Annotated in this window: 19 protein-coding genes; 11 read left to right on the forward strand and 8 right to left on the reverse strand. The window is 59.8% G+C overall.

Going from position 1 to position 20,792, the window contains the following annotated elements:
- Positions 1–46: 46 nt before the first annotated feature.
- Both HKK52_RS07600 and HKK52_RS07605 read right to left on the reverse strand, forming a co-directional pair.
- Positions 47–1,537, reverse strand: coding sequence for an aldehyde dehydrogenase (locus tag HKK52_RS07600; protein ID WP_169370282.1), 1,491 nt, complete (start codon positions 1,535–1,537; stop codon positions 47–49).
- 251 nt (positions 1,538–1,788) lie between these two features.
- Positions 1,789–3,165 carry a glutamine synthetase family protein gene (locus tag HKK52_RS07605; RefSeq protein ID WP_123409720.1) on the reverse strand — a complete coding sequence of 459 codons (1,377 nt, stop codon included), beginning with the start codon at positions 3,163–3,165 and terminating at the stop codon, positions 1,789–1,791.
- A gap of 280 nt (positions 3,166–3,445) precedes the next feature.
- Here HKK52_RS07605 and HKK52_RS07610 point away from each other — a divergent pair, with 280 nt between their 5' ends.
- From HKK52_RS07610 to HKK52_RS07630, 5 genes are all read left to right on the forward strand, one after another.
- Positions 3,446–4,207 carry a gamma-glutamyl-gamma-aminobutyrate hydrolase family protein gene (locus HKK52_RS07610; RefSeq protein ID WP_169370283.1) on the forward strand — a complete coding sequence of 254 codons (762 nt, stop codon included), beginning with the start codon at positions 3,446–3,448 and terminating at the stop codon, positions 4,205–4,207.
- Positions 4,208–4,583: 376 nt separating this feature from the next.
- Positions 4,584–5,726: a polyamine ABC transporter ATP-binding protein gene (potA, locus tag HKK52_RS07615; RefSeq protein ID WP_149658484.1), complete on the forward strand. Its 1,143-nt coding sequence runs from the start codon at positions 4,584–4,586 to the stop codon at positions 5,724–5,726.
- Entirely contained in the window at positions 5,723–6,637 is a 915-nt protein-coding gene (locus tag HKK52_RS07620; protein WP_123509047.1) for an ABC transporter permease subunit, read from the forward strand. The genes potA and HKK52_RS07620 overlap by 4 nt, the downstream gene beginning before the upstream one ends.
- A complete protein-coding gene (locus HKK52_RS07625) occupies positions 6,634–7,518 on the forward strand; it encodes an ABC transporter permease subunit (protein WP_169370284.1) in 885 nt (294 codons plus the stop codon). The genes HKK52_RS07620 and HKK52_RS07625 overlap by 4 nt, the downstream gene beginning before the upstream one ends.
- Positions 7,519–7,736: 218 nt before the next feature.
- Positions 7,737–8,834, forward strand: coding sequence for a polyamine ABC transporter substrate-binding protein (locus HKK52_RS07630; protein WP_169370285.1), 1,098 nt, complete (start codon positions 7,737–7,739; stop codon positions 8,832–8,834).
- Positions 8,835–9,068: 234 nt separating this feature from the next.
- Here HKK52_RS07630 and thpR read toward each other — a convergent pair whose 3' ends face one another.
- Positions 9,069–9,635 (reverse strand): RNA 2',3'-cyclic phosphodiesterase, encoded by a 567-nt coding sequence (gene thpR, locus HKK52_RS07635; RefSeq protein ID WP_169370286.1) that lies wholly within the window; start codon positions 9,633–9,635, stop codon positions 9,069–9,071.
- Positions 9,636–9,695: 60 nt separating this feature from the next.
- Here thpR and HKK52_RS07640 point away from each other — a divergent pair, with 60 nt between their 5' ends.
- A complete protein-coding gene (locus HKK52_RS07640) occupies positions 9,696–9,890 on the forward strand; it encodes a hypothetical protein (RefSeq protein ID WP_169370287.1) in 195 nt (64 codons plus the stop codon).
- Between the two features lie 14 nt (positions 9,891–9,904).
- On the opposite strand, the gene HKK52_RS07645 is transcribed toward HKK52_RS07640, so the two are convergent.
- Both HKK52_RS07645 and HKK52_RS07650 read right to left on the reverse strand, forming a co-directional pair.
- Positions 9,905–10,258 carry a DUF1428 domain-containing protein gene (locus HKK52_RS07645; protein WP_169370288.1) on the reverse strand — a complete coding sequence of 118 codons (354 nt, stop codon included), beginning with the start codon at positions 10,256–10,258 and terminating at the stop codon, positions 9,905–9,907.
- Positions 10,259–10,276: 18 nt separating this feature from the next.
- Positions 10,277–11,344, reverse strand: a complete 1,068-nt coding sequence (locus HKK52_RS07650) for a hypothetical protein (protein WP_169370289.1) — start codon at positions 11,342–11,344, stop codon at positions 10,277–10,279.
- 80 nt (positions 11,345–11,424) lie between these two features.
- On the opposite strand from HKK52_RS07650, the gene HKK52_RS07655 reads away from it, so the two are divergent.
- Entirely contained in the window at positions 11,425–11,739 is a 315-nt protein-coding gene (locus HKK52_RS07655) for a hypothetical protein (protein ID WP_169368742.1), read from the forward strand.
- Positions 11,736–12,005: a hypothetical protein gene (locus tag HKK52_RS07660; protein WP_169370290.1), complete on the forward strand. Its 270-nt coding sequence runs from the start codon at positions 11,736–11,738 to the stop codon at positions 12,003–12,005. The genes HKK52_RS07655 and HKK52_RS07660 overlap by 4 nt, the downstream gene beginning before the upstream one ends.
- On the opposite strand, the gene HKK52_RS07665 is transcribed toward HKK52_RS07660, so the two are convergent.
- Positions 12,002–13,003, reverse strand: a complete 1,002-nt coding sequence (locus HKK52_RS07665; RefSeq protein ID WP_169370291.1) for a hypothetical protein — start codon at positions 13,001–13,003, stop codon at positions 12,002–12,004. The two genes, HKK52_RS07660 and HKK52_RS07665, sit on opposite strands and share 4 nt — an antisense overlap.
- A gap of 75 nt (positions 13,004–13,078) precedes the next feature.
- On the reverse strand, positions 13,079–13,333 hold the full coding sequence (locus tag HKK52_RS07670; RefSeq protein ID WP_169370292.1) for a hypothetical protein: 255 nt from the start codon (positions 13,331–13,333) through the stop codon (positions 13,079–13,081).
- 197 nt (positions 13,334–13,530) lie between these two features.
- Here HKK52_RS07670 and HKK52_RS07675 point away from each other — a divergent pair, with 197 nt between their 5' ends.
- The gene (locus HKK52_RS07675; RefSeq protein ID WP_169370293.1) at positions 13,531–13,887 is read left to right on the forward strand and encodes a hypothetical protein; all 357 of its coding nucleotides are present in this window, start codon (positions 13,531–13,533) and stop codon (positions 13,885–13,887) included.
- Between the two features lie 21 nt (positions 13,888–13,908).
- Here HKK52_RS07675 and HKK52_RS07680 read toward each other — a convergent pair whose 3' ends face one another.
- Entirely contained in the window at positions 13,909–14,145 is a 237-nt protein-coding gene (locus tag HKK52_RS07680) for a hypothetical protein (RefSeq protein WP_169370294.1), read from the reverse strand.
- Between the two features lie 158 nt (positions 14,146–14,303).
- Here HKK52_RS07680 and HKK52_RS07685 point away from each other — a divergent pair, with 158 nt between their 5' ends.
- Together HKK52_RS07685 and HKK52_RS07690 are read left to right on the forward strand one after the other, a co-directional pair.
- Positions 14,304–16,067: an L-lactate permease gene (locus HKK52_RS07685; RefSeq protein WP_169370295.1), complete on the forward strand. Its 1,764-nt coding sequence runs from the start codon at positions 14,304–14,306 to the stop codon at positions 16,065–16,067.
- A 385-nt stretch (positions 16,068–16,452) separates the two neighbouring features.
- Positions 16,453–20,589 (forward strand): CheR family methyltransferase, encoded by a 4,137-nt coding sequence (locus HKK52_RS07690; protein ID WP_169370296.1) that lies wholly within the window; start codon positions 16,453–16,455, stop codon positions 20,587–20,589.
- Positions 20,590–20,792 lie beyond the last annotated feature (203 nt).

Raw genomic sequence — 20,792 nt, forward strand, 5'->3', positions numbered from 1 at the left:
TTCTCCGATGGTCGCAGGCTGGCCTGCGACCGCCGCTGTAAAGGTGTTAGAGCTTGATCCAGGTCGCTTTGAGTTCGGTGTATTTGTCGAACGCATGCAGCGATTTGTCCCGACCGTTACCCGACTGCTTGAACCCGCCGAACGGCGCGGTCATGTCGCCGCCGTCGTACTGGTTGACCCAGACGCTACCGGCGCGCAATCCGCGAGCGAAGGTGTGGGCCTTGCTCAGGTTGCTGGTCCAGACGCCGGCGGCCAGGCCGAAGATGCTGTCGTTGGCGATGGCCAGCGCTTCATCGAAGGTGTCGAAGGTGATCAGCGACAGCACCGGGCCGAAGATTTCTTCCTGGGCGATGGTCATGGCGTTGGTCACGCCGTCGAAAATCGCCGGGTCCACGTACAGGCCACCGGTGCTTTCGAGGGTGCGGCTGCCGCCCGCGATCAACTGCGCGCCCTGGTCTTTGCCGACCTGGATGTAGCGCAGCACGTTGTCCAGTTGACGCTGATCAACCACGGCGCCGACGGTGGTTTCAGGATCCAGGGCGTGCCCCGGTTTCCAGGCTTGCAGCGCTTCCACCAGCAGCGGAATGAACTGCTCGCGAATCGAGCGCTCCACCAGCAACCGCGAACCGGCGGTGCAGACTTCGCCCTGGTTGAAGGCAATCGCCCCCGCCGCTGCTTGTGCTGCCGCGCGCAAATCCGGCGCGTCGGCGAACACCACGTTTGGACTCTTCCCCCCTGCCTCGAGCCAAACGCGTTTCATGTTGCTTTGCCCGGCGTAGATCAGCAGTTGCTTGGCAATCGCGGTGGAGCCGGTGAAGGCCAACACGTCGACGTCCATGTGCAACGCCAGCGCCTTGCCGACGGTGTGACCGTAGCCTGGCAGGACGTTGAACACGCCTTTCGGAATGCCCGCGTCCAACGCTAATTGCGCGATGCGGATCGCGGTCAGTGGCGACTTTTCCGAAGGCTTGAGGATGAACGAGTTGCCGGCGGCCAGGGCCGGGGCGAACTTCCAGCTGGCCATGATCAGCGGGAAGTTCCACGGCACGATGGCGGCGACCACACCGGTGGGTTCACGGGTGATGAGGCCGAGTTGATCGTGGGGCGTGGCGGCGACTTCGTCGTAGATCTTGTCGATGGCCTCGGCGCTCCAGCGGATCGCGTTGGCGGTCGCCGGAATGTCGATGTTCATCGAGTCGCTGATCGGTTTGCCCATGTCGAGGGTTTCGAGCAGGGCCAGTTCTTCCTGGTTCGCCAGGATGAGATCGGCGAAGCGGATCAGAATTTTTTTACGTTCGGCAGGTGCAAGACGCGCCCAGATGCCGGACTCGAACGTCTGCCGTGCGACGGCGACGGCCGCGTTGGCGTCGGCTTCGTCGGTGCTGGCGACGTTGGCCAGGAAGCGGCCGTCGACCGGGCTGATGCATTCGAAGGTGTCACCGCTAAGTGCTGCGCGGTATTGCCCGTCGATAAAGGCCCGGCCTTCGATGGATAAGGACTGGAAGCGTTGTTCCCAGTCGCTGCGAGTGTTTGTCATTGTTGTGACTCGACGCAGAGGAATAAGTAGTTATTGGATTGAAGCCAGCCAGTGAAGAAGTCTCAGCCGTAGCGCGTTCTTTTGTAGCAGCTGGCGAAGCCTGCGTTCGGCTGCGAAGCAGTCGTGAAATCAGGCGATGCGGTGCTTCAGGAAAGCCCAGCGCTCAGGTTTTACGACTGCTTCGCAGCCGAACGCAGGCTACGCCAGCTGCTACAGGTTTCGTTGCCGCCTAACTGACTGGTGTCAGCCCATCAAACGGTGTGCAAATACCAGTTGTACTCAAGGTCCGAGATGGAGTTCTCGAACTCGGCCAGCTCGCTTTCCTTGCACGCCACGAACACGTCGATGTAGAGCGGGTCGATGTATTTGGCCATGACTTCGCTGTCGTCCAGCTCGCGCAATGCGTCGCGCAGGTTGTTCGGCAGGCTCTGTTCATTCTGCTCGTAGCTGTTGCCTTCGACCGGTGGGCCTGGCTCGATTTTGTTGGTCAGGCCGTGGTGAATACCGGCCAGGACCGAGGCCATCAACAGGTACGGGTTGGCATCCGCACCGGCAACCCGGTGCTCGATGCGCACCGAGTCCGCCGAACCGGTCGGCACTCGCACCGCAACGGTACGGTTGTCGATGCCCCAGCTCGGCGAGTTCGGTACATAGAACTGCGCGCCGAAGCGGCGGTACGAGTTGACGTTCGGGCACAGGAAGGCCATCTGCGCCGGCAGGGTCTCGAGCACACCGCCGATCGCGTGACGCAGTGCGGCGTTCTGCTCGGGATCCTCGCTGGCAAAGATGTTGTTGCCTTCTTTGTCGAGAATCGAAATGTGCACGTGCAAACCGTTGCCCGCCTGGCCCGGATACGGCTTGGCCATGAAGGTGGTGTCCATCTCGTGGTCGTAGGCGATGTTCTTCACCAGACGCTTGAGCAACACCGCGTAGTCGCAGGCCTTGATCGGGTCGTTGACGTGATGCAGGTTGACTTCGAACTGCGCCGGGGCGCTTTCCTTGACGATCGCATCAGCAGGGATGCCCTGCTCTTTCGCACCTTCGAGGATGTCTTGCAGGCAATCGACGTATTCGTCGAGGTCGTCGATCAAGTACACCTGGGTCGACACCGGACGCTTGCCCGATACCGGCGAACGCGGTGACTGCGGACGGCCATTCACGTTGTCCTGATCGATCAGGTAGAACTCGAGTTCAAATGCCGCGCAGATGGTCAGGCCCATGTCGTCGAATTTGCGCACGACATTAGCCAGTACTTCACGCGGATCGGCGAAGAACGGTTGGCCTTCGAGTTCGTGCATGGTCATCAACAGTTGCGCGGTTGGGCGCTTCTGCCACGGCTCAATGCTCAGGGTGTCCGGGATGGGGTAGCAGATTCGATCGGAGTCGCCGATGTCCAGACCCAGGCCGGTGCTTTCCACCGTAGAACCGTTGATGTCCAGGGCAAACAGCGACGCCGGGAGGTTGATGCCTTTTTCGTAAACCTTATGAAGACTGGTGCGTTCGATGCGCTTGCCGCGCACCACACCGTTCATATCCGCAATCAGAAGGTCGACGTACAAAACCTCAGGATATTTCTTAAGGAATGCGTTTGCTTCGTTGAGTTGAACGGTACGCAGAGGGACCGACATGATGCACCTATTAGCTGTTAATTATTATGTTCACTACGGTGTTGCGAGCCCAGTCAACCCGAACGGCAAAGTGAAGTCAATAGCGAACACTTGGCCTTTCAACCTTTATTTTCGGGCCTTTTATGGGGACGAGAGTGCCAGATAGGTCGCCTGAGCCGCGTAAACCCTCAGCATCGGACGACCGGCGTTTAGAATTTTTTACATGAGAGTTGTTAATTAAAATCAACAAGGCTAAGCTCCGGAAAAGCTCGTTCAAGTGTGAAACTTCGAGGTGATAAAAATGGCATTCAAGCCATTGATCGGCGTTACAGCGTGCGTCAAACAGATTGGCCTGCACCCCTACCACGTCAGCGGCGACAAGTACTTGCGTGCTGTCAGCGTCGCGGCTCTGGGGCTGCCCGTGGTCATTCCTTCCCTGGGCGAACTGACCGACATCGAGGACTTGCTCGCGCAGCTCGACGGTTTGTTGCTGACCGGCTCGCCCTCAAACGTGGAACCCTTCCACTATCAAGGCCCCGCCAGCGCTCCCGGCACGGATCACGATCCGGCGCGGGACGCCACGACCCTTCCTTTATTGCGTGCAGCCATTGCCGCCGGTGTACCGGTGTTGGGCATCTGCCGCGGTTTTCAGGAAATGAACGTCGCGTTTGGTGGCAGCCTGCATCAGAAAGTGCATGAACTGCCCGGGATGCTCGATCACCGTGAAGCGGACAGTCCGGAGTTGGCGGTGCAATACGCGCCGGCTCATGCGGTGACTGTGCAGCCGGGCGGCGTGTTCGAAGCGCTGGAGCTGCCGGCCGAGTTCATGGTCAATTCGATTCACAGCCAGGGCATTGATCGACTGGCGCCGGGCCTGCGTTGCGAAGCGGTGGCGCCGGACGGTTTGATCGAAGCGATCTCGGTGGAGCACAGCCCGACTTTTGCGGTCGGCGTGCAATGGCACCCGGAATGGCAGGTGCTCTCGAATCCTCAGTATTTAAGTATTTTCCAGGCGTTTGGCGATGCGTGCCGGCAACGGGCGGCGCTACGTAAAAAACGCTGACGACTTAAACCCTCACCCAACCCTTTAACTGCCCTCGTGAACGGGCGGCTGCGCCGACGCGCGCTGCTTCTTCACGCGTAAAAAACGCAACAAGACAACAACAAGCACCACCAGGCAGCCAGGACGGCGGCGCCGAATAAGCCCGAGCGGTATGGGCCAGCGAACCAAACGCAATACCCCTGTAGGAGCGAAGCTTGCTCGCGAAAGCGGTTTGTCGGGCAACGATGATGGCGACTGACACGCCGTCCTCGCGGGCAAGCCTCGCTCCTACAAGGGACCGAGTTTGAATGGATTGGCACCGTACGACACAGGCTTGCAATCAACTATTAAGTCAGGCCGCGTTGGCCCGACGACTGAAACCTGTTGGGAGTTTCACATGGCAAATGCCTCCAGCACTTACAGGAAGGCTCTTGAAGGTCACCAGGCACCGAAAAAGGTCTTGGTGAAAATCGATCGCGTGACCAAGAAGTTCGACGAAACCACCGCGGTGGACGATGTGTCCCTGGAGATCCATCAAGGCGAAATCTTCGCCCTGCTCGGTGGCTCCGGTTCGGGCAAATCGACCCTGCTGCGCATGCTTGCAGGCTTCGAGCGCCCGACCGAAGGGCGAATCTTGCTCGACGGTGTCGACATCACCGACATGCCGCCCTACGAGCGGCCGATCAACATGATGTTCCAGTCTTACGCGCTGTTCCCACACATGACGGTGGCGCAGAACATCGCCTTCGGTTTGAAGCAGGATCGCTTGTCCGCCAGCGAAATCGACGCCCGTGTGGAAGAGATGCTGCGCCTGGTGCACATGACCCAATACGCCAAACGCAAACCCCATCAGTTGTCCGGCGGCCAGCGTCAGCGCGTCGCCCTCGCCCGCTCCCTGGCCAAACGTCCGAAGCTGTTGTTGCTCGACGAACCCATGGGCGCGCTGGATAAAAAACTGCGGTCGCAGATGCAACTGGAACTGGTGCAGATCATCGAGCGGGTCGGCGTGACCTGTGTGATGGTGACCCACGACCAGGAAGAAGCCATGACCATGGCCGAGCGCATCGCGATCATGCACCTCGGCTGGATCGCCCAGATCGGCAGCCCGGTGGACATCTACGAAGCGCCAGTCAGCCGCATGGTCTGTGAATTCATCGGCAACGTGAACGCCTTCGACGGCACCGTTGTGGAAGACCTTGAAGGTCACGCGATCATCCACAGTCCGGACCTGGAGCAGAAGATTTACGTCGGTCACGGCGTCAGCACCTCGGTGCAGGACAAGTCGATCACCTACGCCATCCGCCCGGAAAAAATGCTGGTCAGCACGCTCAAGCCGGAGCAGCGCTACAACTGGTCCAAAGGCAAGGTGCATGACATCGCCTACCTCGGCGGCCACTCGGTGTTCTACGTCGAACTGCCCGGCGGCAAAGTCGTGCAGTCGTTCATGGCCAACGCCGAACGCCGGGGCGCACGTCCGACCTGGGACGATCAAGTCTACGTGTGGTGGGAAGACGACAGCGGCGTGGTACTGCGCTCATGAAAACCTTCAATCAGCAATTCCTGAGACTGGTCCCCAGCGGGCGCAAACTGGTGATCGGCATTCCGTTCATCTGGCTGTTCCTGTTCTTCATGCTGCCGTTCTTTCTGGTGATGAAGATCAGCTTTTCGGAAGCAGCGCTGGCGATTCCGCCGTACTCGGAGATTTACACCTTCGCCGAGCAGAAATTCCAGCTGCTGCTCAACCTCGGCAACTACAGCCTGCTGACCCAGGATGAGTTGTACATCTCGGCGTACCTCGGTTCGCTGAAAGTGGCGCTGCTCAGCACCTTGATGTGCCTGGTGATCGGTTTCCCGATGGCCTACGCGATTACCAAGGCGAAAAAGGAAACGCAAAACGTCCTGATGCTGTTGATCATGATGCCGACCTGGACCGCAATCCTGATCCGCGTCTACGCGTGGATGGGCATCCTCAGCAACAACGGTTTGCTCAACGCCTTCCTGATGTGGACCGGGCTGACCTCGGCGCCAATCGAGATCCTCAACACCAACACGGCGGTGTACATCGGCGTGGTCTACGCCTACCTGCCGTTCATGGTATTGCCGCTGTACGCCAACCTGGTCAAACACGATGAAAGCCTGTTGGAAGCGGCCTCGGACCTCGGTTCGAGCAACTTCAACAACTTCTGGAAAATCACCGTGCCGCTGGCCAAGAACGGCATCATCGCCGGCTGCATGCTGGTGTTCATTCCGGTGGTCGGCGAGTTCGTGATTCCGGAACTGCTGGGTGGCCCCGAGACGCTGATGATCGGTCGCGTGCTGTGGCAAGAGTTCTTCAATAACCGCGACTGGCCGGTGGCGTCTGCCCTGGCGGTGGTGATGCTGTTGATCCTGATTGTGCCGATTCTGCTGTTCAACCGCAGCCAGGCCAAAGAGATGGAGGCACGGGGATGAAACGCTTCGGATTTTCAAAGTTCATGCTGATTTTCGGCCTGTCGTTTATCTACTTGCCGATGCTGATCCTGGTGATCTACTCGTTCAACGCCTCGAAACTGGTGACAGTGTGGGGCGGCTGGTCGCTGAAGTGGTACGCCGGTTTACTCGACAACACGCAACTGATGGGCTCGGTGGTGCGCTCGCTGGAAATCGCCTGCTACACGGCGATTGCGGCGGTGGCGCTGGGGACATTGGCGGCGTTCGTCTTGACTCGGGTGACTCGCTTCAAGGGCCGTACGTTGTTTGGTGGTTTGGTCACGGCGCCGTTGGTGATGCCGGAAGTGATCACCGGCCTGTCGCTGTTGCTGCTGTTCGTGGCCATGGCGCAGCTGATCGGCTGGCCGAAGGAACGCGGTCTGGTGACGATCTGGATCGCCCACACCACGTTCTGTGCCGCGTATGTGGCGGTGGTGGTGTCGGCGCGCTTGCGTGAGCTGGATCTGTCGATTGAAGAAGCGGCCATGGACTTGGGTGCGCGGCCGTTTAAGGTGTTCTTCCTGATCACTATTCCGATGATCGCGCCTTCGTTGGCGGCGGGCGGGATGATGTCGTTTGCCTTGTCGCTGGATGACTTGGTGTTGGCGAGTTTCGTATCGGGTCCAGGTTCGACGACTTTGCCGATGGAAGTGTTCTCGGCGGTGCGTCTGGGGGTTAAACCTGAGATCAACGCTGTGGCCAGTCTAATTCTGCTCGCGGTATCGATCGTAACCTTCATGGTCTGGTACTTCAGCCGCCGCGCCGAAGCCACCCGCAAACGGGCGATCCAGGAAGCGATGGACCAGACCGCCAGCGAATCCTGGCAGCCACAGAAAAACCAACGAGTCGAAGCAACGGCCTAAGGGCCTGCAGCACGCACACTTTGTAGCAGCTGGCGAAGCCTGCGTTCGGCTGCGAAGCAGTCGTGAATTCAGACTCTGCGGTTCTTTCAGGAAGATTGAATTCGCAGGTTTTACGACTGCTTCGCAGCCGAACGCAGGCTTCGCCAGCTGCTACGAGGGGTGCGCCGAGACTGCAATTGTTTTGCGTATTTGAATAAAAAAGAAATGGAGTTGTACCGATGAAAATGTTTGGCAGGACTCTGCTGACACTGTCCTTACTGGGCGCCATGGCTTCGGTTGCCCAGGCCGGCGACAAGGTTCTGCGCGTTTACAACTGGTCGGATTACATCGCTGCGGACACGGTCAAGAAGTTCGAGGACGAGACCGGTATCCGCGTGACCTACGATGTGTTCGACAGCAACGAAACCCTTGAGGCACGCCTGCTCGCGGGTAAATCCGGCTACGACATCGTGGTGCCGTCCAACAGTTTCCTGGCCAAGCAGATCAAGGCCGGCGTCTATCAGACGCTGGACAAATCGAAGCTGCCGAACTGGAAAAACCTCAACCCTGTACTGCTGAAAAACGCCTCGGCCAGCGACCCGGATAACGCTCACGCCTTCCCGTACATGTGGGGCTCGATCGGCATCGGTTTCAACCCGGCCAAGGTCAAGGAAGTGCTCGGGGCGAATGCGCCGACCAACTCCTGGGACCTGCTGTTCAAACCGGAAAACGCGGAAAAACTCAAAGCTTGCGGGATCAGTTTCCTTGATTCGCCGACCGAGATGCTGCCGGCCGCCCTGCACTATCTGGGCTACCCGGTGAATTCCCAGGACAAGGCGCAGATCGCTGAAGCCGAAGCGCTGTTCATGAAGATTCGGCCGTCGGTGGCGTACTTCCATTCCTCGAAGTACATCTCCGACCTGGCCAACGGCAACATCTGCGTGGCCGTCGGTTACTCCGGCGATGTGTTGCAGGCCAAGGCCCGCGCCAAGGAAGCCGGCGACACGGTAAAAATCGACTACAGCATTCCGAAGGAAGGCGCCGGCAGTTTCTACGACATGGTCGCCATCCCGCGGGACGCGGCCAACGTCGAGAATGCTTACCTGTTCATGAACTTCCTGATGCGCCCGGACATCATCGCCGGCATCACCAACGACATCGGCTACAGCAACGCCAATGCGGCGGCGACACCGTTGGTGAATGAAGCGATTCGTGATGAACCGGGGTCATACCCGTCGCAGGCTGTGATGGCGACGCTGTATGCGATTCCGGATATGCCGATTGGCGTTCAGCGCGTAATGACCCGGGGTTGGACCCGCGTGAAGCTCGGTAAATAACTGACACCCCGATCGTTCCCACGCTCTGCGTGGGAATGCCTCCGCGCACGCTCCGCGTTCGGTTCTGGATGGGACGCGGAGCGTCCCGGGCTGCATTCCCACGCGGAGCGTCGGAACGATCACGCCGGGTCGCGTGGGAACGCTCGGCGGCTCCTCTCTTCCGTTCACGCAGCGCCTTACCACCGCTGCACCTGCTGTGAACGGCCTCACCTGGCTCCTCGGTTAAGGTGAACTTCAGGCGCCTCCGGGCGCCTTTTTTTGATCCTGGGACAGCAGCGGCCATTCGGCGAGGGCTCGGTAATGGCCCTTATGGGATTCGAACAGAGTGAAGCGATCCGCCCGCAGGATAAATTCGGGCGGTGATTCAGACTCAGGCACCGGCAAGCGATAGTCGCGCATCAAGGTCAGGTGCGGCCGAAACTCCTTGGGCGCGTCCTCAAACCCGAACGGCAACATCGCTTGTTCCAAGCCATAAACCAGCCGCAACAACTCCGGCGGCGCCTCTTCCGGCACCAGCACCAGAACCCCGTGCTTGCGCCAGACATCCAGCCGATCCAGCACCACCCGCAACGGCACACCCGGCACCCGCACATTCGCCGCCGCGGTGCAGAGATCGGCAATTTGCGCCACGCCCACTGCGCCTAAAAACATCAAGGTCAGGTGAAAATTTTCCACTGGTACCGGGCGTCCGCTGCGCAGTTGCAGAGCGCTGCGCCACTGGACAATCGCTCGGCGCGGCTCGGGGGCGCAGCTCAAGGCGAAAAACAGCCGCTTGAGCGGTTCATGGGATTCGTCGCTCACGCCTGGCACCTCCTGACATGCACGTTATAGTTGAACCAACCCAATCAACCGGAGGGCGCCATGCGAGAGATCATCAGCAAAGAGCCATGGTGGGCGACGCCGCCGCAGCCCGGTCAGGACGAGGCCGAGCTGGAATGGGGCTGGCTGGTTCACTATAGCGAAGGTGAGCCGCGTTTCGAGTTTGTGCGGGAGCGGCCGACGGACAACGAGATCCGCAACCGCAAGAGTTGCAGGATCACCCCGGCGCATGAGTGAACCTGCGCTCGTTGTCAGGCCTGCACGATGATGTTGAATCCGCCAAACACCAGGCGCTGCCCATCGAATGGCATCGGATTGACGTCCGGTTGCATGCGCGGATCGTCCATGAGTTTCTGCATCCCGGCATCGCGGGTGGCCTTGTCGGGCCAGACGATCCAGGAAAAGATCACCGTTTCGTCCTCCTTGAGTTTCACCGCCATCGGAAACGAGGTGACCTTGCCGTCGGGCACGTCATCGCCCCAGCATTCGACGACGCTCAGGGCGCCGTTCTCTTTGAAGATCACGGCGGCGTCCTCGGCGTGTTTCTTGAATTTTTCGCGGTTGGCGGTGGGCACTGCAGCGATAAAGCCATCTACGTAAGACATGGTCGTTCTCCTGCTGGGTTAGGGGTCGATCTGTTGAATAGTCGAACCACCCGGGCTCCAATCGACAGCGCCACCGCTCGAACTGACCGACGGTACTTCAGCGCTCCCCGCCAGGTTGCCCTCGATTTGCGCGGCCATGTACAGCGTACCCGCCATGACACCGGTCGTCGGGTTCTGCACCAGCTTGGTCCAGGCCTTGTCGAAGGTGTTGCCCAGACTGCTGCGAATCAGCGCCTCGCTGTCCGGCCGGTCATTGGCCCGGATGATCGCGCGAATCCCGGCGACCCCAATGGTGATCAAGCCTCCGGCCAGTTTGCCTGCCGCCGCCGCCACCGCACTGGCGGCCCCGCGCGAAGGCAGTTCGGCCTCCATCCGCTGGCTGGCGCGCTTGGCCACTGGGGCCATGGCGGTGTCGGTCGAATCCACGCCCTTGTCACCGCCCGCCTTGTGGATCTTGTCGATCAGCGCCGCGTAGGCCGGCAATGTATTCAGCGGCTCGGTGTGCACCACCTGAAAGAGCGAGGCGTCCCGGGCCGGCGGCGGGCCGAGGGCGATGGCGGGGATTTTCTGGAGGCGACCGTTGAGCTGCGCCATGGGAATGCCGTGACGCTGGGAAATTTTCTGTAATTCTTCCTGAACAATGTCCACGTAGAACGCCGTGGCCAGGCCGAGAATCGCGTCAGGGTCGATTTCCACCGCGACCGGCGCCAGCACCCGTTGCTGGTATTGCTCCAGCAGATACGCCGCCAGGCGCTTGGCCGAAGCGTCCTGCTCGCCCGCAGCGCTGAGCGTGTACCAACTGACCTTCATCGATAGCCATTCCTGGGTCCAGTAACTGCTGAACCAGGGAATGAAGTTCTCTTCGGTCAGTTGATAGACCCGCGTGCGCCAGTAATCCATGGCACCACGGGCGTAGATCTTGGTCTGCTCGGTGGCCGACTGCGACGCGGCGACGATCTCCCGGTCCACCTGCTGCCAGGTGCTCGGCGACACCATCACGACCGGCGCCACTTCCGGGGCGCGCGTAGACATGGCGCATCCCGCCAACACCAGCATCACGGCGACGATCAGCGAACGCAGGTTCAAGATCGCGGTGTCCTGAAGGCGCTCCCGAACGAAATGCCCGGGGCTTATAAGACTATTGAGTTGAGTATAGGTTGAGGGTTTTGGCCGTTCGTCTGGTGATTTGTGGTGCCGTTTATGCCGCCATCGCGGGCAAGCCTTGCTCCTACAGATTTGGCACCGCCATCGATGAAAAAACCTTCACCATCATTCACGTCGATATCCACCATCGTAACGAATGCCTTCCGCAAAAAAACCGACCGGCGCAGGATCGCCCCATACGCAACCCAAACCCCGCATCGGAGGGGCACATCATGTTGATCCATCTCCTGACCTGCCTGGCCCTGACCGCCGTCACGCTGACCCTGTTCTCGCGCTTTTTCCTGGACATCGGCCACACCGAGGAGCACCCGTCATGATCCGCATCGTTACCCTGGCCGTGAGTTTCCCGGTGTTCGGCAGCAACTACTATTCGCAACACGTGGTTTCACGCAAAGAGATCGCGCTGGTGTTCGACCCACAGTTCGAAGACGTGCTGATGCCGGCCGCCGCCAACCATTTCAGCAACGAAGTGGTCGGGCTGAATGATCAATTCCGCTTTTTGAACGATGTGCTGGTCGAGCATTTGCTCGACACTGAACTGGCGCAACAGGCGCCACGTTCGTCTCGCAGCTTCACGTTTTAGTGCACATTCCATTTCCAGCACGACGTTGAACGCAGGCAAACACCGTATTGGTCGTCCAGCTCGGCCATGGGCGTTACCAAACGACGGAACGCTTGATGCGCCAGCTGGGTGTCAGTGCTGAGGTAAAACTCGCGCATTTCCTGGGTCAGTTGCTCGGCGACCGGTCCCTGCCACGCGTCCAGCGTCTGATCATCGAACTGTCGCAGGCGCAGCCCGAACTCCTCCCGATAACGCGCCAATGCCTGCGCGTTGACCTGGCTCATCTCATGATCGAAGGTCCTGAAGTTGCGTCGGTATTGAGCCCAGTACTCCTCCGGAAAAGTGAACCACAACTGCGCCTTGCGCGTGCTGATCTGCTGCTCGAGTTTATCGGGCGGCCTACGCAGACGCGTCACCTCGGCGGAGTCGACTTTCATGTCCGCAGTGATGCTGGCATTGATGATGCGATCGATCATTACCACGCGCTGCGGCGTATCGGGTAATGGCACCACCGGGAAGATCGGCGATGTCCCCGTGCAAGCGGCCAGGCCCTTGTGCTCCAGAGGCAGCGAGGTGCGCAGGGTCTTGCCGTCCACTCGCTCGACCTGCTGCAAGGACACCACACATCGGGATTTCACCGAATCGACCTTCAGCTCATATTCAGCGCCGGGCGCAGGCGTGAGGTTGAACGCCGGCGAACCGCACACCATCAGAAAGGCCGGTTGTTCGGGCTTGAGCTTGATTTCCAGGTATCCCCGCGCATCGGCCGGAGGCGCAAAGCTCATGCCCACCCGCCGTGAAGTGTCGCGGGCAAACACATTATTAAGCACGCCCGTGGTGTAGCCCTGGCAGCGTTCAGCGGTGAAAAGCATGAGGCTGGCATTGTCGACATTGGCGACAAAGCGCAGTTTGGCGGGGTTGGGGTCAACGACCTCGGGATAGGAACCGTTGAGGCTGCAACCGCTGAGCAATGCGCATAGGGCGATCATTGGCCACATGCGCGGTGGGAAAGCTGACATGGATCATCCTTGACGCGCAGGCGCGATGAAAGTGGCCGATGCTACTAAAGGGCTACTAACGCGTCCATCCGGTCCTCATTTGCCCAGGTTCTGATTCATCAAACCGGGCTGTTGATTGGCGCTCTGCCACTGACGCAAGTTGTCGCAACCCTTGGCGTTGAGTTCAGCGGCGTTACTGCGGGCATCGCAGATCATCGACCACTTCTGCCGCAACGACGGGTACTTGATAAAGTCCACGCGGGTGGGCGGTTTGCAGGCGGATGACAGTGCAGCCGACAGCATGACGGCAACCGATTTCCAGGCAGCCGAATAACTCAGGATTAACTTCATGAGGATCCGTTTTCGGTTAAGGAAAACGCTCTTGGAATTTTTTGATCGGGATCTGACAACCGGCCGATTGATCAGGATGTGTGAGCATCCTATGACCTCAATGGCCCTACCACTAGACCCACTTACGGCTCATTTCACAGATCCATTGCCCCGCTAACAAACCGCAATGGCGCAACCGCTATGCGCAAGCATGGGCAATGCTCAAATCACGCGGCGACCCATGTCACCCTTTCGCATTAGTAGGTACGGTCGAGGACTTCTCTGCCGTCAGACCCGGGGCGAAGAACAACTTTCTCACCTTGCATCAAGTGAACTACTTCGAAAGCACTACGGGTGAAGTAATGACCTTTCCTGTCAGCATCGGCCATAGCGATGCAACCTGGCTACAGCAATATCCCGCGAATACAGAAGTCATCGCCTTCGGCGTTTGGAAGACAGCGGATGTTACCCGCAACAAGGCTCCGAAGAAGCAAGACCCTGAGAAGACGACGACCTACGTCAACCATGGGATGACGCTGTATCTGAAATTCAAGCGGCAAGTCGTGGCGGTGTAATTGCGCGATCAACACTGCGCATTACAACGTTTTCTGACTGTTGCCGATGGTCCGCGCCTTTTCGATGGCCCATTCCAGCGCATCTTCCATATCGAGCAGGTGCGGTTTGGGGTCGTGGTCTTCATCAATGACCTTACCGTCCGGCCCATAGACGCCGATAAACATCTCCAACGAACCATCCCGCAATATCTTGGCCTTGACCTCAATCTTGCAGCCGTTCGACAGGGTTTCCGTGTGGACCATATGGCGCTCGGTCATTGCTGCATCCTCTTGTTGTCGTGGGTGAACGAATCACGCCTGAGTCATGTTAGCTCAGCCATAACAGTCGCCAAGACAGCGGCCAAATGCCACCTATACTCCACGCAACCAACCCGCAAAGGATCTGCGCCTCCAACAATAAAAAGCAGAGGTGGAACATGGTCTGGCAGCAAATCTACGACCCGTTCGGCAACCCGGTGATCTCGACCATCATGGCAGCAGTGCCGGTGGTGGTGATGCTGGCCTCCCTGGCGTTCTTCCATGTCAAGGCGCACCTGGCGGCGCTGCTGGCCCTGGCCTCAGCCTTGCTGATCGCCATTTTCGCCTTCGGCATGCCAGCGAACATGGCCGGTACGGCGGCGCTGTTTGGCGCGGCCAACGGCCTGCTGCCGATTGGCTGGATCGTGCTCAACATCATCTTCCTGCACCGGCTGACCACCGAGAACGGCTCGTTCAAAGTGCTACAGGATTCCCTGGCGCGGATCACCGACGACCGGCGCCTGCAATTGCTGCTGATCGCCTTCTGTTTCGGCGCGTTCTTCGAAGGCGCGGCCGGGTTCGGCACGCCGGTGGCGGTGACCGGGGCGATTCTGATCGGCCTGGGCTTCTCGCCGCTGGCGGCGTCGGGCCTGGCGTTGATCGCCAACACCGCGCCGGTGGCCTTCGGCGCCCTCGGTACGCCGATCATCACCCTGGCCAAGGTCACCGGGCTGGATGAAATGGAGCTGTCGATGATGGTCGGTCGGCAACTGCCGTTTTTCTCGGTATTGGTGCCGTTCTGGTTGATCTGGGCCTTTGCCGGCTGGCGCAAGATGCTGGAAATCTGGCCGGCGATTCTGGTGGCCGGGGTCAGTTTTGCCGTGCCGCAGTTCCTCGTTTCCAACTATCACGGACCGATGCTGGTGGACGTGATCGCCGCGCTGATTTCCATGGCGTGCCTGACCGGGTTCCTCAAGGTGTGGAAACCGGCCACTGTGCACACTTCGGCGGCCCTGTCGGGGCGCGTCGATAACTCGAAAATCGACCCGGAGCACGAGCAAAAAACCGAGGCCAGCGCGACCTTTTCCGGCGACGCCAAACCGGCGGTCATGCGCGCGTGGATGCCGTGGATCATCCTCACGGTGTTTGTGTTTGCCTGGGGCACCCAAGGCTTCAAAAACATGTTCGATACCCGCGCCGTCATCGACCCGCAAACCCATTCCGCCACCCTCGACCCGCAAGGCAAGCCGTTGCGTGAGGCCAATCCGATCTTTTCCCCGGCCCTGACCTTCACCACCCTGCACCAGCAAGTCGAAAAAGTGCCGCCGGTGGTACCGACGCCGAAAACCGAAGACGCGATCTACAAGTTCACCTGGTTCACCGCCACCGGCAGCGGCATTTTCTTCGCGGCTATCTTCGGTGGGCTGCTGATGGGCTATTCGATCCCGCAACTGGCACGCCAGTACCTGCGCACCCTGTGGGTGGTGCGGTATTCGCTGATCACCATTGCGGCGATGCTCGCCCTCGGCTACCTCACGCGCTACTCGGGACTGGACGCCACCATGGGCCTGGCCTTTGCCGCCACCGGGATTTTCTACCCAATGTTCGGCACCCTGCTCGGCTGGCTCGGCGTGGCGCTGACCGGCTCGGACACGGCCTCCAACGTGCTGTTCGGCGGCTTGCAGCGGGTGACCTCGGAACAGCTGGGGATCAGCCCGGTGTTGATGGCCGCGGCCAACAGTTCCGGCGGGGTCATGGGCAAGATGGTCGATGCCCAGTCAATCGTGGTCGCCTCCACGGCTACCCGCTGGTACGGGCATGAAGGGGAGATTCTGCGTTATGTGTTCTTCCACTCCATCGTGCTGGCGATCCTGGTCGGCGGGCTGGTGACGTTGCAGGCGTATGTGTCGCCGTTTACGCAGATGGTGGTGGGTGGGCATTGAGACAACGCGATCCCCTGTGGCGAGGGGGCTTGTTCCCTCGCCTCAGCAAGCCTCCTCGCCACAGGTTTTGTCCGCGCCGAGCCCTATTTACCGGGCGACGAGGAACCTTCTCGGTCGCAACTTATCCCTTGATAATCGGCTAAGCTTGAAACACTGAGTCAGTGCGCCCTGAGGGTAATGATTGGTCGACTCAGTCCCCCACGAAACGTCCACGCGAATTGCGAATAGAATGCTAAATTTCCCGCCGGCCAAGTTAGCGTTGATGACCTGCACTTAACTGATTGCGACTGCTGAATATAAATAGCCCTGCCGATGACTGCCAAGGCAGGAGCAGCCTCACCCTTTTGCCGCGGCGTCTAGACGTCGCCTTTCAAGGCATTTATCCATGACGAATTCACCCGACCCGACAACCCAAGTTGCCCAGTCCAGGCAACACCCGCTGCACCCACTCGATTTTGGTGTGGTCGGCATTGGTGCGTCCGCCGGGGGTCTGCAAGCGATCAAACTGTTTTTCGAGAACATGCCCCAGGACAACGGCATGGCGTTCGTGATCATTCTTCACCTGTCGCCGGACCACGAAAGCATTGCCGACAAGATCATCCAGGAATCGACCCAGATGCCGGTCCTGCAGGTCACCGAATCGGTGGCCATCGAAAAGAATCACGTCTATGTCATTTCACCCGCCCATCGGCTGACGATGAATGACGGTTACCTTGAGGTCAGCCCATCCGACCCGCGCCTGGGCCGTACCTCGGCCATTGATCTGTTCTTCCGCGACCTGGCCGATGTGCACCGTGAACGGGCGTTTTGCCTGGTGTTGTCCGGCACCGGCTCGGATGGCGCGGTCGGCTTGTCACGCATCAAGGAACAAGGTGGCGTGACCCTGGCCCAGGCGCCGGAAGACGCCGAGTTCGACGGCATGCCCCGGGCGGCCATCGACACTCAGATGGTCGACCTGGTGCTACCCGTCGTGGAGATGCCGCAGAAGCTGCTGGAGTTGTGGCGCAATGCCAAGGCGATTTCCTTGCCAACAGCCAACGACTCCGACCTGCAAACCATCGCCTCGGTTGCCGAGCGCGACGCGGCGGCGGCCGAACAAGTGCTGCGGGACGTGCTGATTCAGTTGCGCGCCGGCACCGGTCACGACTTCAAGCACTACAAGCGCGCCACCGTGTTGCGTCGTATCGAACGGCGGATGCAGGTCACCGCGCAGCCCGACCTCGCCGCCTACTATGGCTACCTGCTGAGCAGCCCCGAAGAAACCAAGGCGTTGCTGGCCGACATGCTGATCGGCGTGACCAATTTCTTCCGCGACCGCGAGGCCTTCGAAGCGCTGGAGCGCGACGTGGTGCCGCAACTGGTCAGCGCCGCCGTGTCGGCCCACCCGGAAAACGAAGAAATCCGCATCTGGTCGGCGGGCTGCTCCACCGGTGAAGAGGTCTACAGCCTGGCGATGCTGGTCAACGATCAGATGCAATTGGACGCCAGCCAGGCGTCGTTGCAATTGTTCGCCACCGATATCGACGAGCGCGCGATCAGCGTCGGGCGCAGCGGGTTGTACCCGCAAGCCATCATCACCGATGTACCGCCGACGCGGCTGCGCCACTATTTCGCCAAAGAAAACCAGCACTACCGAATTCGTAAAGAGCTGCGCGAAAAGGTCTTGTTTGCCAAGCACAGCCTGCTGTCCGATCCGCCGTTCTCGCACATGGACCTGATCGTCTGTCGCAATCTGCTGATCTACCTGGACCGCGAAGTCCAACGGGAGATCCTGCAGATGTTCCACTTTGCCCTGCGCCCTGGCGGCTTCCTGTTCCTGGGTACTTCCGAGAGCGCGGACGCCTGCCACGACCTGTTTGCCCCGGTCGACAAGCGCAACCGGATCTTCCGGGCCAAGACTGGCACCGGCAGTAGCCGACGCGCCCCGACCATGCCCCGTGGAGGCTATGTGCGAAGCGACATTACCCACCAGGCCCCAGCCAGCCAAAAGCCGCGCAAACTGTCGTTTGCCGATATTCACCAACGCGCGCAGGAATACTCGGCACCACCGAGCATGATCGTCGACGCCAATGCCGACATCCTGCACATGAGCGAAACCGCAGGACGTTTTCTGCGCCATGTCGGCGGCGAGCTGTCGCGCAATTTGTTGACGCTGATCCTTCCGGAGTTGCGCCTGGAAGTACGCACGACGCTGTTCCAGGCGCAACAAGGCAGCCAGATGGTCAAGTCGCGCACGGTGGCGATCAAGCGTGAGGAGCGCAGCTATCGCGTCGACCTGGCGGCCCACCCCTACCGTGACGAAGAATCGGACAACGAGTTCGTCCTGCTGATGTTCGAAGAAGTCGAAGTCGACCCTTCTGAAGTGTCGAATTCCACGATGCTGCAATCCGAAAACCAGGTGCTGTCCAACCTTGAACGGGAGTTGCAACGCACCAAGTTGCAGTTGCAGGACACCATCGAACAATCGGAAGTCTCCAGCGAAGAGCTCAAGGCTTCCAACGAAGAAATGCAGGCGATCAACGAAGAACTGCGCTCGGCCACCGAAGAGCTGGAAACCAGCAAGGAAGAGCTGCAGTCGATCAACGAAGAGCTACTGACCGTCAACTTCGAGCTGAAAACCAAAGTCGAAGAAACCGACAAGATCAACGATTACCTGACCAACCTGATCGCCTCCACCGACATTGCCACGGTGTTTGTCGACAGCAACATGCGCATCAAATGGTTCACGCCCCGGGCCACCGATATCTTCAGCATGTTGCCGGTGGACACCGGACGCTCGTTGCTCGACATCACCCATCGCCTGGACTATGAAGACCTGGCGGGTGACGCGGCGCAAGTGTTCGAGTCGTTGAACATGATCGAGCGCGAAGTCAGCAGCACCGACAATCGCTGGTACATCGCCCGCCTCCTGCCTTACCGCTCCAGCGCCGACCACATCGACGGCACCGTGCTGACCTTCATCGACATCACCAAGCGCCATGCCGCCGAAGAAGAATTGCGCATGGGTGAAGAACGCATGCGCCTGGTCGCCGAAAGCACCCGTGACTACGCGATCATCACCCTCGATGAACTGGGCATCATCACCACCTGGAACAAAGGCGCGGAATTGATCTTCGGCTATAAGAAATCCGAGGCCGAAGGCGCCTATTACGACTTCATTTTCTCCGAAGAAGATCGTGCCGCCGGCGTGCCGGAAAGCGAGCTCTCGACGGTGCGCATCAACGGCCGTAACGAAGACGAGCGCTGGCACCTGCGCAAGGACGGCAGCCGCTTCTTCTGCAGTGGCGAAGTCACCCTGCTGCGCGGCGACAACCTTCAAGGCTACGTGAAAATTGCCCGGGACCTGACGGGGCACAAGCGCCTGCATGAAGAACAAAACCAGCAACTGGCGGAAACCCAGAGCAGCAGCCACTTGAAGGACGAGTTCTTTGCGGTGATGTCCCATGAACTCAAGCATCCGCTGAACCTGATTCAGCTCAACGCCGAGCTGCTGCGGCGCCTGCCGCTGATCAAGACGACGGCACCGGCGGAAAAAGCGGTCAACACCATTTGCGACGCGGTGAGCAGCCAGGCACGGATCATCGATGATTTGCTCGATGTCGCCCGGGTGCGCACCGGCAAGCTGCGTCTCAAGCGCAGCGTCGTGGATTTGAACCGGATGCTGCAAGACGTCTATCTGGTGGTGACCAATGCCCATCCCGGCGTCGATGTGACGCTGCAAATGCCTGAAGCGTTGGTGATTGATGCCGACCCGACCCGGGTCGAACAGATCATCTGGAACCTGGTGAACAACGCCCTGAAGTTCACCCCTGAGGGTGGCCAGATTCGTTTGATCGGCACCCGCGAGGCCGGCATGGCCCGGCTCGATGTGCAGGACAGCGGCGTCGGTTTGAGCGCCGATAGTCTGAATGAAGTGTTCGACCTGTTCGGTCAGGCGGCCAACCAGCACGCGACCCATCAACGGAATGGCCTGGGGATCGGCCTGTCGTTGGTGCGGCAATTGACCGAAGCCCATGGCGGCAGTGTCGAGGTCACCTCCCCAGGGTTGGGCCTGGGTTGCACCTTTACCGTCCGCCTGCCCTTGAGCCAACCCCGTGAGCTGGTGGCGCCATCGACCCTGACCGGCGAACAGTGCGGACGCCTGGCCGGCCTCACCGTGCTGCTGGTGGACGACTCGCGGGACGTGCTGGAAACGATGAAGATGCTGCTGGAAATGGAAGATGCCCGGGTCATCGCCTTCGCCGAACCACACCAGGCGCTGGAAGCCGCCCAGACCGGGCAATACGACCTGGTGGTCTCCGACGTGGGCATGCCCGGCATGAGCGGCCACGACCTGATGCGCGCCTTGCGCGAACTACCGCATATCAAGCAGGTGCCGGCGATTGCCTTGACCGGTTATGGCGCGGAAAGCGACGTCGAGAAATCCCGTAAATCCGGTTTCGACCGGCACCTGGGCAAACCTGTGTCCTATGACGCGTTGATCGAGACAATTGAAGAGCTGAGGCAAACGCGGTCGGATTGATTTAAATAGATCAGTCCCCTTTTTCTGCTCTTTGTAGCAGCTGGCGAAGCCTGCGTCCGGCTGCGAAGCAGTCGTCAACCCTGAGCGCGGTCCTCCTGAAACACCGCGCCGCCTGATTTTACGACTGCTTCGCAGCCGGACGCAGGCTTCGCCAGCTGCTACACAGGTCGTGACTTAAATAGATCTGTCCCGTTTTTTAGAAA

It is taken from the genome of Pseudomonas sp. ADAK2 (assembly GCF_012935755.1).
Classification (GTDB): Bacteria; Pseudomonadota; Gammaproteobacteria; order Pseudomonadales; family Pseudomonadaceae; genus Aquipseudomonas.